This window comes from Thiohalomonas denitrificans (genome assembly GCF_016841685.1).
Classification (GTDB): domain Bacteria; phylum Pseudomonadota; class Gammaproteobacteria; order Thiohalomonadales; family Thiohalomonadaceae; genus Thiohalomonas; species Thiohalomonas denitrificans_A.
Genome location: NZ_JAENYR010000006.1, coordinates 21,506 through 35,207, shown reverse-complemented (window position 1 = coordinate 35,207; position 13,702 = coordinate 21,506). Strand labels below are relative to the sequence as shown.

Sequence of the window (13,702 nt, the reverse complement as noted above, 5' to 3'; positions counted from 1 at the left end):
CGATGGAGGCGTGATATGCGATACAACAAACTCATGGCGGCGATGATTGCCACTGGCCTGTGTGCCGGTACGGCCCATGCATTTGATATGGACCTCGGCGAGACAGTCGAGCGGGACGAGGAAAAGTGGGCCGAGCTGACTGAAATCAGCAGTGAGGTTGAGGTCGGTCTTGGCTATGTCGATGAGATGGACGGCAATGCCTACCGCTTTGGTCACTTCACGGGCCTGGACGACAGCGGCGCCTACCTCATCCTGGATGCCGACCTGCGGCATCGTGATCCTCACGATAGTGATCGCGCACGCCACTGGTCACTGCGAGCCCGCAACCTCGGGTTGCGTTCCCGTCAGCTGGAAACCGAGTATGGCGAGCAGGGCCGCTACCGGATCTTCTTCGATTATACGGAGATTCCCACCCGCAAGGCCGATGATACCCTGACCCCGTTTCGGGAGACGGGCGGTAATCTGCGCCTTCCGGAGGAGGGTAGCCAGGCAACCATCGAGGAGCATCTGCGTCCGGTGGAGATCGGTCTGGACCGGCAGCAGGCGGAACTGGGGGGCGAGGTTCATCTGTCGTCCAGCTGGAGCCTGCGAAGCTCCTTCTCCCAGACAACCCGTGAAGGGACCGGGACCATCGGCCTGGGCAGTCACTGGGCGGTGGGAGAGTCGATTATCGCTCCGTTGCCGGTCGATGAGACCACCAAACGCTACGACATCGCCGCAGCCTGGCGAGGCGAGGACAGCCACCTGGCGTTCGGCTACCGTACTGTCCAGTTCAACAATGAGTACGACGTCCTGCGCTGGGATAATGCCCATGATGTCGACTGGGCAGGTGAGGGGGAGGAGAAAGCCCGGGCGCCAGACAACGAGCATCACGAGGTGTACGCCTCGGGTAACCACCGTCTCGGCGAACAGACCCATCTGTCGGCCAGTGCCAGTGTCGGACGCAGTCTGCAGGATGCGCGGTTCGTCGGCGTTGCCGCAATGTCGCGCGATTCCCTCGATGCGGCAGTGGACACCTCCAGCCTGGGGCTCCAGATTACCGGCAGGCCAACCGCCAAACTGCGCCTGACGTCGGGCTACCAGATGGATCGGCGCGACAACGATACCGGCCAGGTGGTGCGCGATAACACCCTGGTGATCGACCCTTCCTACAACTACACCCGCCACCGCTTCGACCTGGGGGGCAACTACCGCCTGGCTTCAGCCACCCGGCTCAATCTGGATTACCGGTATACCGACACCGAGCGTGATCCCGCCCACAGTGAGAGCTCCGAGGAAAACAGCGTGCGGGCGCGCCTTCGTACCGGTATCGGACCACGGCTGTCGGGTGGTCTGAGTCTGGGGCAGGAGAACCGCCGCGGCTCCACCTACACGCGGGAGACGGGGCCTGACGAATTGCGCAACTACGCCTGGGCAGACCGGGACCGTACTCGTGGGGGTGTATTCGCCCAGTACTTTCCTACCGAGATCCTGAGCCTGAGCCTGACCAGTGATCTGCTGCGCGATCGATACGATGAATCCGACCTGGGACTGACCGAGGCCGATCGTCACATCACCTCCCTCGACAGCTATCTGGCGATCAGTGCCTTGAGCAGTCTGCACGGTTTCGTCAGTTATGAAGAGTCGGACAGCACACAGGCCGGAGAGACCTGGGTCGGCGACCGTCGTGAACAGGTGCTGGCCGTGGGAGTGGGGGGCAAGACGCAGAGGATGAACGAGCAGCTTGAACTGGGCGGTGACTTCAGCTGGGTCGAATCACTGGCGGAGTTGGATGTGGACAGCGACGGACGCCTTCCGGACGTCACCACCCGTGTCAAGCGTATCGACCTTTACGCCGGCTACCAGGTCAACCGGGAGCTTGGTCTGCGCTTGCGCTACCGGTTCGAGGACTACGACTCGGACGACTGGTCGACCACAGGAAACATTGTCACCGCAGGAGGCAACATCATCACCCTGGGACAGGACGATACCGAATACCAGGCGCAGTCGATCGGACTTTCCCTTGCGTATCGTTTCTGACGACCAGGGGCAGTGAAGTGGTACAGGCGATTCTTCGCCGATGCCATACGAATCCAGAGGAGAGAGAGGACAACATGATGGTCAATAAAAAACCCGACTACGAACAGGGGCCTGAAACCGAAACCTTCAACTTTCAGCGGCGGCTGCCGCTGCTGGCCGCACTGATCGCGTCTACATTCCTCACCGCAGGCTGTCTGTCATCCGGGAGTTCCGATGACACGATTGCGGATCCGGTTGACGACCCGGTTGACGATCCGGTTGTCGAGAGCAGCTTCAAGGTCGACTTCATGGCGGGCGCCCCCACCGTGACCTGGGGTGAGGTCGAAACCATCACCGCCTTTCGTCCCGCGCAGGCGAGCTACGAGTACCTGGCTGATTCCGACACCCACACAGGGGCCGGCGCATTTGCAGGATTTGGTTCATGTGGTGATTGTCATGATACCAATGCCAACAACCCCTCGCAGGTGGGTGCCGAGCGTGACGAGGAGGAGCTGACCCCGTCGAAGGAAACGGTCCCCATTACGGTGCAGGCGGCCTACGATGCGGATAACTTCTATCTCAAGGCCTCCTGGGAGACGGAGCGCCCCGGTATCACCCATGACATCTGGAGGTACGACGGCGCAGCCTGGAATAAGGTCTCGGTCTACAACGAGCCGGGAAATGAGCCCGATGAGGCGGCCGGCGAACGTTTCAGTGCCGAGGACCGTTTTGCCGCCATGTTCATGCCCGCGTCCCAGGATGTTTCCGTGGGCGCCTCGTTCCATGAAGCCGGCTGCTTCGCCACTTGCCATGAAGACATGGACGACATGCCCGAATGGCCTGTGGATGAGCCGGCTACCGCAAAGTACTTGCTGAGTGGCACGTCCGCCAATGGTACCTACGACACCTCCAGCGAGAGCAATGCTGATGTACTGGCCGGCACTACGGCCAGCTTCCCGGATATGTGGCACTTCCGCGGCGCCCGCTCGGCGATCATCAACACGGTCACCGATGGTTACGTCATGGATAGTCGAGCCAACGACGACGGGAGCAATTTTTACGCTACGCAAGACCCTGATGAAGTTACAGGCGAACTGGAGTGGATGTACGATCCTGCCTGGATGGCCGACTTCATTGCGGAGCACGCCCCGGACTATGAGGGTGAAACGAACGTCAGTGCCATCTCCGACGATCTGTGGGAGGCCCTGGAGCAAAACGCCCCGACACTGGTCCTCGAAGGTCCCAACGCGAATGCCGTGGCGTTCGATGCCGCAGAGGTCAACGAAGGCGACATCATCCCGCGCCGCATACTGACGCCGCAAGACAACAGCCGAACCGACGTCAATGCCTATAGTGCATGGGAGGACGGCACCTGGACCGTGATCTTCGAACGTGCCCGCGACACTGGCAACCCTGATGATCATGTTTTGAATCCTGGTGCAGAGAGCTACAGCTTCGCATTCGCCGCCCATCAGGAAAACACCGTCCATCGCTGGCACCACGTGACCTTCCCCGTCACTCTGGGCATGGAAGGCAGCGGGGCCGATATCGAGGCCAAGCTAAACTAAAGGCTGCGTGAGAGGGAGGGTGTCCCCTCCCTCTTCCGGCAGCTTACAATCATTATTTCATTATCCTCCCTGTACCATTTTTGACCCGCCGCTCTGGCGGGTTTTTTTATGCAACAGACAAAAGACCACCACAGAGGGACACAGAGAACACTGAGGGAGGATTGCGTAAGTCGTGCCCCTCTATCCCGGTAATCGTTGTGCTTTCAGTGGCTGATTCTGGATGGCTGAAGGCCGACCTACAGCTGCGTGTTACTGTCGGTTGGAGATGGGGCGTGCCGTGCAGTGATGTGATGGATATACCCAATAGCCACAGGGACACGGAGGGACAGAGAAAACGAAAGGTTTTTTACTTTGTCTTCCCGGTGCCCTCTGTGGTTAACGTCTTGTAGTGAATAGTGCAGGCTCTGCTGGAGATTGTTCCTGGCTGTCAGAAATCCAGACCATGCTCCTTGAGGCGCACCTTGAGGGTATTGCGGGAGATGTTGAGCGCTTCGCACATGTAGGTCTTGTTGCCGTTGAGATCTCTGGCCAGGGCACTCAGCAGGGCAGCTTCAAAGATCCGTGCGAGTTCCGTTGCCGACCCGGTGCCCTCTTTTTCCAGATAGCGGTCTACGCACTCCTTGATGCCGGCATTGGCACTGGCCTGCTGGGCACTGTTGTAGGGCAGGGTGCTCAATACGCCGTTGCTGGCGCTGAGGGCAGCGCGAAATACGACGTTCTTCAACTCCCGGATGTTGCCCGGCCAGTGGTGAACCTGTGCGGCTTTGAGCACTTCAGCATCGATGCGATGTACGCGGCAGCCCAGTTCGCTATTGGCCTGGTGGATGAAGAGCTCGATCAGCGGTTTGATATCTTCTTTTCGCTCACGTACCGGCGGAATAGCGATGGTCAGTTGCGACAGGCGAAAATAGAGATCATCGCGGAAACTGCCATTCAACACCATTTCGTCCAGGTTGCGATTGGTCGCGCAGACCACCCGCACATCGGCCTGCTTCAGGCGTGTCTCACCGAGGCGGTAGAAGGTTTGGTCCTCGAGAAAGCGCAGCAGTTTAGCCTGAAAGGGTGGCGGAATGTCGCCGATTTCGTCGAGAAACAGGGTGCCTCCTTCTGCCGCCTCGATCTTGCCCGGTGTCTCCCGCGCCGCGCCGGTGAAGGCACCACGGGCATACCCGAAAAGCTCTGCCTCCAGCAGGGACTCGGGGATAGCGCTGCAGTTGATGGCCACCATGCGCTGCTTGGCCCGGTCCGAATACTGGTGGATGGCCTTGGCGATCACTTCTTTGCCGACGCCGGTTTCACCGGTTAACAGAACATTCAGGTTGTTCGACGAGGCCAGTCCGGCGGTCTTGCACACTTTCAGCATGCTGGCTGAGGTACCGATTACCGGCTGACCATCCACCGCCAGATTGAGGCTGTTGCCTTCGCTGGACGGAAAGGAACGTTTCACCGCATCGACCAGCTGTTCCACTTCGAACGGCTTCTGCAGTACATCGATGGCACCGTGGCGGGTGGCGGTAATAACGTTGTGGGGCGTGGCATGTGCAGTGATGATGATGACGGGTTGTTCATAGCCCTGCTCTCGCAGGGAGATTAGCATGTCCAGCCCTGAGGCCTTTCCCAGGTTGATATCCACAATCAGCAGGTCGGTGGCCTCTACTTCCGGTTCAATGCTGGCTGTGGGCTCGGTGATGGTGCTGACAAGATAGCCCTCCTGCTCCAGAGTACGCCGCAGGGCATAGATCAGTTCGATGTTATCGTCAATCACCAGGATCCGCTGTTTCATATTACTCACTCTGCCCCCTCCAATGAATTGGCTCGATACCTGGGATCCGAGCATGAGACCATGCGCTGCCTCTCGCGTGGGCGGTGTGTTCAACTTTCGTTTGTTTCAGGCTTGGCCTAGGAGCCTGTCCGCGAATAGGCCGACCTACTCGGCTCGGGCATCCTGCTTCGCTCTACCGAGTGCTTCCCTGCACTCGTCGGCTTGGGCATCCTCGAGAATAGGTTCCAGACCTTCTCTACTACCGCCATCCATGGCGGCATGCGTCGCTCTGACGACTGCATCCATGCAGTCGTATTCGCCTCAAATGACCGAAATCTAACTCAATCCGTCTCGCCCTGTGACGGCCGCTATTCTCGGACAGGCTCCTGGATCAATCTGGAAGCAATAAAGGCGCCAACAATCTGTACGGTACGGAAAGCGTTCTTGTGAGTTACTTATCCTGACGCGGCAACCCATTGATCATGAGGGGTGATTGGCACTTGCCGCTAGCTGATCCAGGCAACGAAGGCTAATCGCGGAAGGCTATGCCGACCCGCCATGGGGATGGGAGGAGGGAAGCGCGCTTCGAAGCTCCCCTGCAAGAGTGCAGAATTTGGAAGGCGCCTGTCAAAAAATGACCACATACAGGCAGTGAGTCCGGGAAATTTTCGCAGTTTACCGGTACTATTTCCGCTCACATTTTTTAACCAGAAACAAATGCAATCATGATAAAAATAGCCCTCACCGCCATGCTGCTACTGTTGGCAGGTACAGCGACATACGCCGACTCGCTAGATCTCAACTTCCATGACGATGCTGTTCGAGTGGTCTATGGCTCGCCTATTGGAGACGAGGCTCGGGGAATGGATGGGGAACTCGGCGTTCTCTATACAGAGAACTCGGAGAACTCCGACCTCCTCGCGCATGCAGGCTTTCTGGTCTCCGGTCAGAGCCGGAATGGCCATCAGACTTTTCGTATCGGACTGGGCTCCCGGCTGATCCTGGCCGACATGGATTCCCACGAGGCGGGGGCATTCGCATTCGGTGGCAGGATGCGCTTCTCGCCCCTCACGCGTGTCGGGCTCGGCGCCGACATCTGGTACGCACCGGATATCACCACCTTCATGGATGGTGAACGGATGCACGAGTACGCGCTTCGTGTCGATTACCAGCTGCTCCCCCACGCGTTTGTCTACGCCGGATACCGACATGTCGAAATTCGTCTCGAAAACTCGTTCGACTATGAGCTGGACAGTCATTCCCACATCGGCATGCAATTCTTTTTCTGACGTGCTTGCGCGGCCGAGGCCCGAGCCGCCTGGTGCTCATGAAATGGGTGTCCATGAGGGAGTGTTGCGCCTCCTAACTACATTCAGGAGCGCAATTTCGAGAGGATCTTCACGGCAAACGTGGAGGGATACGTGGTGTACTGTAATGCGCTGCCGCCGAGGTCGACCTCAGCGGGCATATGGTTCGGCACACTGATAACAAGGAAAATGCTTCATGACCATTCACCTTCAGCTTCTTCCCGTTTTGGCGCTTGTCGCTGGCATCCTCAGTCTGGTTGTCCCGCGCCTGTTCAGATTCGTCGTCGCAGCCTACCTGATTGCCGTCGGGCTGATTGGGCTGATCCGCTAAGAGCCTGCAGGATTCGTCACGCTATTGTTATATCTTGAAGGCCAAGAATGTATCTGCCGGCGTGTCCTGCCATACCTTCGCCGATGGGAACCATCGCGAGGGATTTTGCATCGTTGATTAATAAGGGTGTATAACATTTATCTCTCGAAGGGAAAATATAAGGAGAAGGTCCGATGTTTGGCCTGTTTAAAGGAAAAGCGAAAGACAATGACACCACCTTAGCTGGTAGGCAGGAGTATGCACCGGCACCCGGAACCCAGATCCGTTACGATCCGGCGCTGGTAAACAGTCTCGAGCAGGACCATCAGAAACTGTTGAGGATCTACACTGCGATCAAGGAGGCGTTTGATGCTGGCGATTATGAGACCGTATCGGCGCGCCTGAACGAGTTTCGCGCCGTATTGCAGGGCCATCTATTGACTGAAAACGTCCGGCTCTATATCTACCTCGACCGCCAACTCGCCGGTGATGACACCAATTCCGACCTGATCCATGGTTTCCGCCGGGAAATGGACGGCATCGGAAAAGACGTAATGAACTTTCTCAAAAAGTACGAGACCATCGGTGTCGATATCGACATTGCCACGGCTTTCATCCGAGACTTCGAGGCAATCGGCAAGGTGCTGGTGGATCGGATCGAACGGGAGGAGGCAACCCTCTACCCGCTCTACCTCCCTACCTATTGAAGCGATCCGCCTGGAATCGTTAGCAGACATCTCGATGGCCGATTATCGGAGTTCAAGGCGGCGCACTGTTTGTGCCTCTCGCGTAGGCGAGCAGGCGAATTGAATCGTAGCTACTCACCCCCTCCGTCATTCCCTGTCACCCCCGCCTACGCGGAGGTGACAGGGGATGACGGACTTCCTGGGCCGTGCGCGATCACCCGGGCGAGCAGTTACATCGAATCTTTGGCGAAGAGACCCGCCAGACCGTAGTACGCCAAAAAATGGCCGACATTAATCCCGTTTTTTCTTTGTGCACCAGGCGTAGTGCCGTAACTGGCGCTGTTCCGGTTGCTGCGGTGATGGCGGGATGATTTGGAGGTGCAGTCCTCTACCGGCGCCAATATCTTCAAAGTCCGGTACATGCACGGAAGCGGCGGACATGGATGCGGCGGCAATAACGGCCTGACTGACATGGATTACTGGTGAGAATGAACCTGTCGGCATGATCTTTTTGTCTGTACCAACAAACTTGCTCAGCAGGCTAAAAGGGGACGTGCAGAGCGAGATAACCCCCACCGGGCAGCAATGAGAGATCGACCATTGTCTTCTGCGAGAGAAAGGCATCGTGGAAGAAGATGGCGACGAAATTGCCGACGGCTGCGCTGGCCAGCTGATCGGATGGATAGTGGAGTCCCATCTCGATACGCCCCCAGGCACTGACGGTGGCAGCGGTATAGGCGCTGGCGTTAATGCTGATTGCCGACCAGCGTGGCATATCGATATTGGTGATGTTCCTGCGCGTAAGTGCTGCGGCGGCGAAGGGGCTTGCAGCATGGTGAGAGCCAAAGGAATCATTGCCGCTTCCATTTGGATATTCGCGGTCGACCTGCAGGTTCATTTGCTTCGTGACAAGGCGTGTTGTGAAAAGCGCCGTACTCTCCGTCAACACCCTTTCGCCCTTATTTCTCCATCCCTCGTCGACGGCCAGTGCGGTACCGTAGGTGAAGACGTAACTAAGACGCCTCAACGTGTCGGTGGTTCGTTCCGCACTGTCATTGGTCGAGAATAGCGGCCTGTGTTCCATTGCGTAGTCGGCAACCTCGGTATCGTAATCGCTGACACCGAAAAGGGCCGCACCGAGCAGCAGCGGCCAAGTGCCGTAATCGTAAAAGGCCGATTTTGCGGCGCGCAAGAAAGGGTTGGACTGGTTGGGCGGGCCATTAGCCGTTACGGTGTCATCGCGGCCAGGAGCCATGGCACAGCCGTTGCCGAGCAGCAGAGCAGCCAGGGCAAAACAGAAGAGAATAATCTGAACAGATCGCCTGTGATTTGGCATTATGGTTTGCATGTTGGCGACAAAGTCGGAAAGACTAACATGAAAAGTGACTCCATCAGATCGCCCTCGTCACAGGGTAAACGCATACTCACTTTTGATGTCGGCGAGCGATATAAGTCCTTGATAGCAGGTACGCTGTAAATACATCCGTGTACGCTCGACGGCAGCATCCCTGCTGCCGACGACCTGCTATCAAGGACTTACACCGCTCGCTTCAAAGTATGCGGTTGCCCTGGCCCTCGTCACCGCGAAAGCGACATTCGCTATCGAGAGCCGTTATCATTTTTGTACCGCGCTATCCGTTCAAGAATCTCCTTCCCATCCACCTTTGCGGCTTGTACTCAGTACCTTGAGATGATCAGTCCAACGCTAAATGGCGGGTGACGCCAACTCCTGTGCGCAAGGGTGGTGTTCTCTTTGGTTCTGCTAGTATGTAGATGCAGAATGGCTGCTGAATCAGGTTTGCGAGGGATGTTAAATGGCACGATTGGCTCATGCCTGGTTGGTCGGGTTAGGGCTCCTGTTGGGGGTGACGGCAGCGATGGCCGCCAACGAGTCGGGCGAAGCGCTCTATTTTGAGCATTGCGCGGTATGTCACCAGCCTGATGGCAAGGGCATTCCGGGGATCATTCCACCTGTGGCGGGCCACCCGCTTGTCAATAGTGATGACCCGGAGAAGGTACAGGTCTATCTAAGTCGGGTCATCTTCGGCTATCACGGTGGTCTGATAGTCGACCGCCAGGTGTATTCGGGCAGAATGCCGCCCATCGGCTATATAGGGCGTGTCAATGACAGCGAATTGCTCGATTTGATCAACTACACACGCACCGCGTGGGATAATGACGCCCGGCCGGTGACTTTCAAGGAGCTCGCCGCGGCGCGGCAGAAAGGGGAAGCGGAACGCTAAGTCTGCCTACTGCGGCAGCCGGACCACGATGCGTGCTCCGCCGTGGCTGGAGCGTTCAATGGCCAGTGTTCCCTCATAGGCCTCGACGATATCCCACACCATCGGCAGGCCGATGCCATGCCCGGGCGTGGCCTCGTCCAGGCGCATGCCGCGAGCCAGCACCTGTTCGGCACGGTTTACGTCGATGCCGGGGCCGTCATCCTCCACGGTCATGGTGAGCAGCGAATCGTGCTCGCTACCTCCATCCACCCGTAGCCAGATCCCTCGCCGGGCCCACTTCCAGGCGTTATCCAGCAGGTTTCCCAGCAGCTCCATCAGATCGCCCTCGTCACCGCGAAAGCGACACTCGCTATCGAGTTGTTTTTCCACCTCGATAGCCTTGTCGCGATAGACCTTCTGGAGACTGGCCAGCAGCCGTTCGGCCAGCGGCGCCACGGCAACGGGTGTCGCCAGTGCCGAACGGCCGGCGGTGGCAGCGCGCTGCAGCTGATACTGGACGATGTTGTCCATGCTCGCGATCTGCTCGTCGATCACCGGTGAACGCTCATTTCCGCCCAGGCCGCGTAGTACCGCGAGCGGGGTCTTGAGGCTGTGGGCGAGGTCAGCCAAGGCGTTTTTGTGGCGTGATTGCTGCGCCCGTTCGTGGTGGAGCAGGGCGTTGATGTTGTCGGTGAGACGACGGATCTCCTTTGGGTAATCCCGCTGCAGGCTCCGCTGTTTCCCCGATTCGATAGCCCGCACCTCGCCGGCGACGGTACGCAGTGGCCGCAACCCCCAGACCAGCGCACCGGCCAGTGCCAGCAACAGCAGAAACGCCATTGCCCCCAACCAGCCCCAAAGGCTGTGGCGATAGCGAGTCATCTGCTGGTTAAAGGCGTCAGGGTCCTCCAGCACGCTGAAAGTCAACGGTATGCTGCCGACCTTGGCCTCCCATTCGATATTCAGCGTAGCGAGGAAATACTCTTCACCATTGCGAGACCGATGGGAGAACTGGTCGGCGCCCTTCACTGTGGCGGGCGGGGCGGGCAGCTCCAGTCCCAGGGCGGAAACGGAGTGCCACAATACCTCTCCCTCAGTCCGGTCGATCCGGGCATAGAGGCCGGAACCGGGCAGGTTGAGGCGCGGTTCACCCAGCCGCTCGGGCATTTGCAACTTCCCTTCGTTGTCTACCTCGGTGGCGGCCATGATCAGATAAAGCCGTGCCAAAAGCCGTTCACGCGTCGCCGAGCGGGCGCTGTCCTCGAAGGCGCGCTCCAGCGCCACGGCGGTGGCGGCGATAAAGACTGCCAGCACAACGGCGGCACTCAGGCTTACGCGGTTCGAGAGGGAGATCACGCCGGTTCCAGGTTGAAGCGGTAACCGCGCCCACGCAGGGTTTCAATGGGCTTTGTGCGGCTATCCGGGTCGATCTTGCGTCGCAGCCGGCCGATCAATACCTCAATCACATTGCTGTCGCGGTCATCGTCGTGGGGGTAAAGGTAGTCGGCCAGTTCCGCCTTGGGGATCACCTTGCCGTAGTGCCGTGCCAGGTACTCCAGCAGGCGGTATTCGTAGGCGGTCAGCTCCAACGGTGCAGTACCGAGGCTGACACTCTGGCCGCTGGTGTCCAGCCGCAGCGGACCGAAGGCCAGTTCGTCCCGACCGGAGCCGGTGGCGCGGCGCAGCAGCGCCTTGACGCGTGCCAGCAGCTCTTCCATGTGAAAGGGTTTGACGAGGTAGTCATCGGCCCCGGCCTCCAGGCCGGTGACCTTCTCCTCCCATTTTGCGCGGGCGGTGAGAATGAGGATGGGCAGGTCGTAGCCGCGGGCGCGCAGGGCGCGGATGATCTCCAGCCCCGGCATGCCGGGCAGGCCCAGGTCTACTACTGCGAGATCCACCGGGTACTCGCTGGCAAGGAACAGTCCCTCCTTGCCATCGCTGCTGGTGTCCACGGCATGGCCAGCTGCCTCCAGCCGCTGACGGATTTGCTCCAGCAGCGTCATCTCGTCCTCGATTACCAGGATGCGCATGGCAGTTTTATCTTCCGTTGGCCTCGATACGGACGATGCGCACTTTGCGGTCCGGGGTCAGCACCTTGATGCGGTGGACCTTGCGGCCCTTCTCGCGCACCGTTTCGGCGGAGAGGATGCGCCCCCCGGTCTCCCTGCGCACCTGTGCCGCTGCCTGGTCGAGCGCCATGCCCGAGGCCTGGGCCATGGTGAGGTTGCTCTGGTTATACCCGCTGGGCGCCGCCAGCGAGGTATGGGCGCCGAGGGCAAGGAACAGAAGCAGTGCGGCAGTGAGTCGTTTCATCGCAAGGTTTACCGGGTTTAACACAGGAAATGAGAATACGGTAGTGGCCGGGCCTTATCCAGCGGATGCGAATGGGCCGGGAGTCAGGCTCCCGGCGCCGTACGACTTATAACCGGAAGTCGTAATCGATATGCACTCGTACGCCATCGTCACGGCGGTGGCGGTAATCGCGGTGCTGTTTCACCGGACGGTAATCGCGGCGCTCGTAACGATGTTTGTGGTGCCCCTTCGTGTGACCGTAACCGCGGTGTTGTTTCACCTGGCGGTGGTCCCGGCCCTCCTGGCGGTGTTTGCGGTGGTGACTCCTGTAATCGTTATCGCGTTTGTTGTGTTTGGAACGATGCTTGGACGTGTGGCGCAGTGGAGCCCAGCGGCTGTCCACCTTGCGGCGCTCTACTTGGCCGCGGTCCATATCACCATGGCGCCCGGCGATCTTGACGACCTTCGCTGATGTCTCTTTGCCCATCTCGCGCGCCGAAGCGGTGGCGGGCAGGACCAGGGAGGTACTGAGAACGACGCCGATAGCAAGGGCGGAAATCCAGGTCTTGTTGTTCATGGTCAGTCTCCTTCTCAGGCTATGGGGTGTTTGCCCCGGTTGCCCTGTCAGAACAAAAGCACTCACGCTTGTCGTTCTTTCCAGGTTGACGTTCAGGTTATGCGAGGGAGCCTGAACGGCAGCTGAACGGAAACCGTGGACGGATTACAGTGCTGATGGGTACAGTAAAGGGGACCAGTTTGTTGAGCGTCGGCCATAGGGGTCGCGCCTTCGGTGTTCCGGAACATGGATGAACCGCGTTGGTCGTCAATATGGAATCACCGAGGAATCCAGAGGAAAAAATCATGGCCACCGACAACCAGGAACCCACCCGGGTCAAAACGACTTCGACATGGAGGATTGTGGGCCTGGTTCTCCTTACCGTGCTGCTCTCGGTGGGCATCACCCTGTGGCTGGTCGTTGCCGTACTCTTCCCCAGCGAATTCCAGCCGGTCACCCTTGACCAGGAAGAGGAGCGGGTCCTGGAGCAGAAGCTTCAACGCCTCGACCCCGCCACGAACACCACCCGCGACAGCCAGGCCCCGCTCCCCCCCGAACCCTATTCGGAGGAGGGTGCCAGCCGCGAGATTGTCCTGACGGAAAAGGAACTCAATGGCTTGCTGGCCAGAAACACCGATCTTGCCCATCGCCTCGCCATCGATCTGGCCGACGACCTCGCCACCGCCGAGTTGCTGGTGCCGCTCGACCCCGAATTCCCCCTTCTTGGCGGGAGAACCCTCAAGGTTACGGCCGGTATGGAGATGCGCTATGCCCGGGACCGCCCGGTGATTATCCTGAAGGGCGTCAGTGTCTGGGGCGTGCCCGTACCCAACGCCTGGCTCGGTAACATGAAGAACATCGACCTGGTGCAGGAATTCGGCACGGAGCGCGGATTCTGGCAGGCCTTTGCCGATGGGGTGGAGGAGATCGAGGTGGAAGAGGGGGAGTTGCGGATCGAGTTGAAGGAGTAGTCGTCGCTGATTGGCACCGCCGGCTGACGG

13 protein-coding genes are annotated in these 13,702 nt (G+C 59.0%); 7 read left to right on the top strand and 6 right to left on the bottom strand.

The window, feature by feature from the left end:
- Positions 1 to 15 precede the first annotated feature (15 nt).
- A complete protein-coding gene (locus tag Q7L05_RS02115) occupies positions 16 to 2,019 on the top strand; it encodes an MtrB/PioB family decaheme-associated outer membrane protein (protein WP_303901249.1) in 2,004 nt (667 codons plus the stop codon).
- Positions 2,020 to 2,093: 74 nt separating this feature from the next.
- Positions 2,094 to 3,566, top strand: a complete 1,473-nt coding sequence (locus Q7L05_RS02110; protein WP_303901246.1) for an ethylbenzene dehydrogenase-related protein — start codon at positions 2,094 to 2,096, stop codon at positions 3,564 to 3,566.
- 427 nt (positions 3,567 to 3,993) lie between these two features.
- On the opposite strand, the gene Q7L05_RS02105 is transcribed toward Q7L05_RS02110, so the two are convergent.
- Entirely contained in the window at positions 3,994 to 5,349 is a 1,356-nt protein-coding gene (locus Q7L05_RS02105) for a sigma-54-dependent transcriptional regulator (RefSeq protein ID WP_303901244.1), read from the bottom strand.
- A gap of 704 nt (positions 5,350 to 6,053) precedes the next feature.
- Between Q7L05_RS02105 and Q7L05_RS02100 the strand changes: the two genes are divergently transcribed.
- From Q7L05_RS02100 to Q7L05_RS02090, 3 genes are all read left to right on the top strand, one after another.
- Positions 6,054 to 6,617 carry a YfaZ family outer membrane protein gene (locus tag Q7L05_RS02100; RefSeq protein ID WP_303901242.1) on the top strand — a complete coding sequence of 188 codons (564 nt, stop codon included), beginning with the start codon at positions 6,054 to 6,056 and terminating at the stop codon, positions 6,615 to 6,617.
- Positions 6,618 to 6,831: 214 nt separating this feature from the next.
- Positions 6,832 to 6,966, top strand: coding sequence for a DUF3096 domain-containing protein (locus Q7L05_RS02095; RefSeq protein ID WP_303901240.1), 135 nt, complete (start codon positions 6,832 to 6,834; stop codon positions 6,964 to 6,966).
- A gap of 173 nt (positions 6,967 to 7,139) precedes the next feature.
- Positions 7,140 to 7,652, top strand: a complete 513-nt coding sequence (locus Q7L05_RS02090) for a hemerythrin domain-containing protein (RefSeq protein WP_303901238.1) — start codon at positions 7,140 to 7,142, stop codon at positions 7,650 to 7,652.
- A gap of 520 nt (positions 7,653 to 8,172) precedes the next feature.
- On the opposite strand, the gene Q7L05_RS02085 is transcribed toward Q7L05_RS02090, so the two are convergent.
- A complete protein-coding gene (locus tag Q7L05_RS02085) occupies positions 8,173 to 8,967 on the bottom strand; it encodes a phosphatase PAP2 family protein (protein WP_303901236.1) in 795 nt (264 codons plus the stop codon).
- Positions 8,968 to 9,445: 478 nt separating this feature from the next.
- On the opposite strand from Q7L05_RS02085, the gene Q7L05_RS02080 reads away from it, so the two are divergent.
- The gene (locus tag Q7L05_RS02080; RefSeq protein ID WP_303901234.1) at positions 9,446 to 9,874 is read left to right on the top strand and encodes a c-type cytochrome; all 429 of its coding nucleotides are present in this window, start codon (positions 9,446 to 9,448) and stop codon (positions 9,872 to 9,874) included.
- A gap of 6 nt (positions 9,875 to 9,880) precedes the next feature.
- Here the strand turns inward: Q7L05_RS02080 and Q7L05_RS02075 are convergent, their stop codons facing one another.
- From Q7L05_RS02075 to Q7L05_RS02060, 4 genes are all read right to left on the bottom strand, one after another.
- Entirely contained in the window at positions 9,881 to 11,209 is a 1,329-nt protein-coding gene (locus tag Q7L05_RS02075) for an ATP-binding protein (RefSeq protein ID WP_303901232.1), read from the bottom strand.
- Complete coding sequence (locus Q7L05_RS02070; RefSeq protein ID WP_303901230.1) at positions 11,206 to 11,883, bottom strand: response regulator transcription factor; 678 nt, start codon at positions 11,881 to 11,883, stop codon at positions 11,206 to 11,208. The genes Q7L05_RS02075 and Q7L05_RS02070 overlap by 4 nt, the downstream gene beginning before the upstream one ends.
- Positions 11,884 to 11,890: 7 nt before the next feature.
- Positions 11,891 to 12,166, bottom strand: a complete 276-nt coding sequence (locus Q7L05_RS02065) for a PepSY domain-containing protein (protein ID WP_303901228.1) — start codon at positions 12,164 to 12,166, stop codon at positions 11,891 to 11,893.
- A gap of 106 nt (positions 12,167 to 12,272) precedes the next feature.
- Positions 12,273 to 12,722: a hypothetical protein gene (locus Q7L05_RS02060; RefSeq protein ID WP_303901226.1), complete on the bottom strand. Its 450-nt coding sequence runs from the start codon at positions 12,720 to 12,722 to the stop codon at positions 12,273 to 12,275.
- A gap of 284 nt (positions 12,723 to 13,006) precedes the next feature.
- On the opposite strand from Q7L05_RS02060, the gene Q7L05_RS02055 reads away from it, so the two are divergent.
- Complete coding sequence (locus tag Q7L05_RS02055) at positions 13,007 to 13,672, top strand: hypothetical protein (RefSeq protein WP_303901224.1); 666 nt, start codon at positions 13,007 to 13,009, stop codon at positions 13,670 to 13,672.
- Positions 13,673 to 13,702 lie beyond the last annotated feature (30 nt).

Coding starts and splice junctions, on each gene's coding strand:
- Q7L05_RS02060 (WP_303901226.1), bottom strand. CDS start 12,722: ATGAACAACAAGACCTGGATTTCCGCCCTTGCTATCGGCGTCGTTCTC.
- Q7L05_RS02105 (WP_303901244.1), bottom strand. CDS start 5,349: ATGAAACAGCGGATCCTGGTGATTGACGATAACATCGAACTGATCTAT.
- Q7L05_RS02070 (WP_303901230.1), bottom strand. CDS start 11,883: ATGCGCATCCTGGTAATCGAGGACGAGATGACGCTGCTGGAGCAAATC.
- Q7L05_RS02080 (WP_303901234.1), top strand. CDS start 9,446: ATGGCACGATTGGCTCATGCCTGGTTGGTCGGGTTAGGGCTCCTGTTG.
- Q7L05_RS02090 (WP_303901238.1), top strand. CDS start 7,140: ATGTTTGGCCTGTTTAAAGGAAAAGCGAAAGACAATGACACCACCTTA.
- Q7L05_RS02100 (WP_303901242.1), top strand. CDS start 6,054: ATGATAAAAATAGCCCTCACCGCCATGCTGCTACTGTTGGCAGGTACA.
- Q7L05_RS02055 (WP_303901224.1), top strand. CDS start 13,007: ATGGCCACCGACAACCAGGAACCCACCCGGGTCAAAACGACTTCGACA.
- Q7L05_RS02085 (WP_303901236.1), bottom strand. CDS start 8,967: ATGCCAAATCACAGGCGATCTGTTCAGATTATTCTCTTCTGTTTTGCC.
- Q7L05_RS02110 (WP_303901246.1), top strand. CDS start 2,094: ATGATGGTCAATAAAAAACCCGACTACGAACAGGGGCCTGAAACCGAA.
- Q7L05_RS02095 (WP_303901240.1), top strand. CDS start 6,832: ATGACCATTCACCTTCAGCTTCTTCCCGTTTTGGCGCTTGTCGCTGGC.
- Q7L05_RS02065 (WP_303901228.1), bottom strand. CDS start 12,166: ATGAAACGACTCACTGCCGCACTGCTTCTGTTCCTTGCCCTCGGCGCC.
- Q7L05_RS02115 (WP_303901249.1), top strand. CDS start 16: ATGCGATACAACAAACTCATGGCGGCGATGATTGCCACTGGCCTGTGT.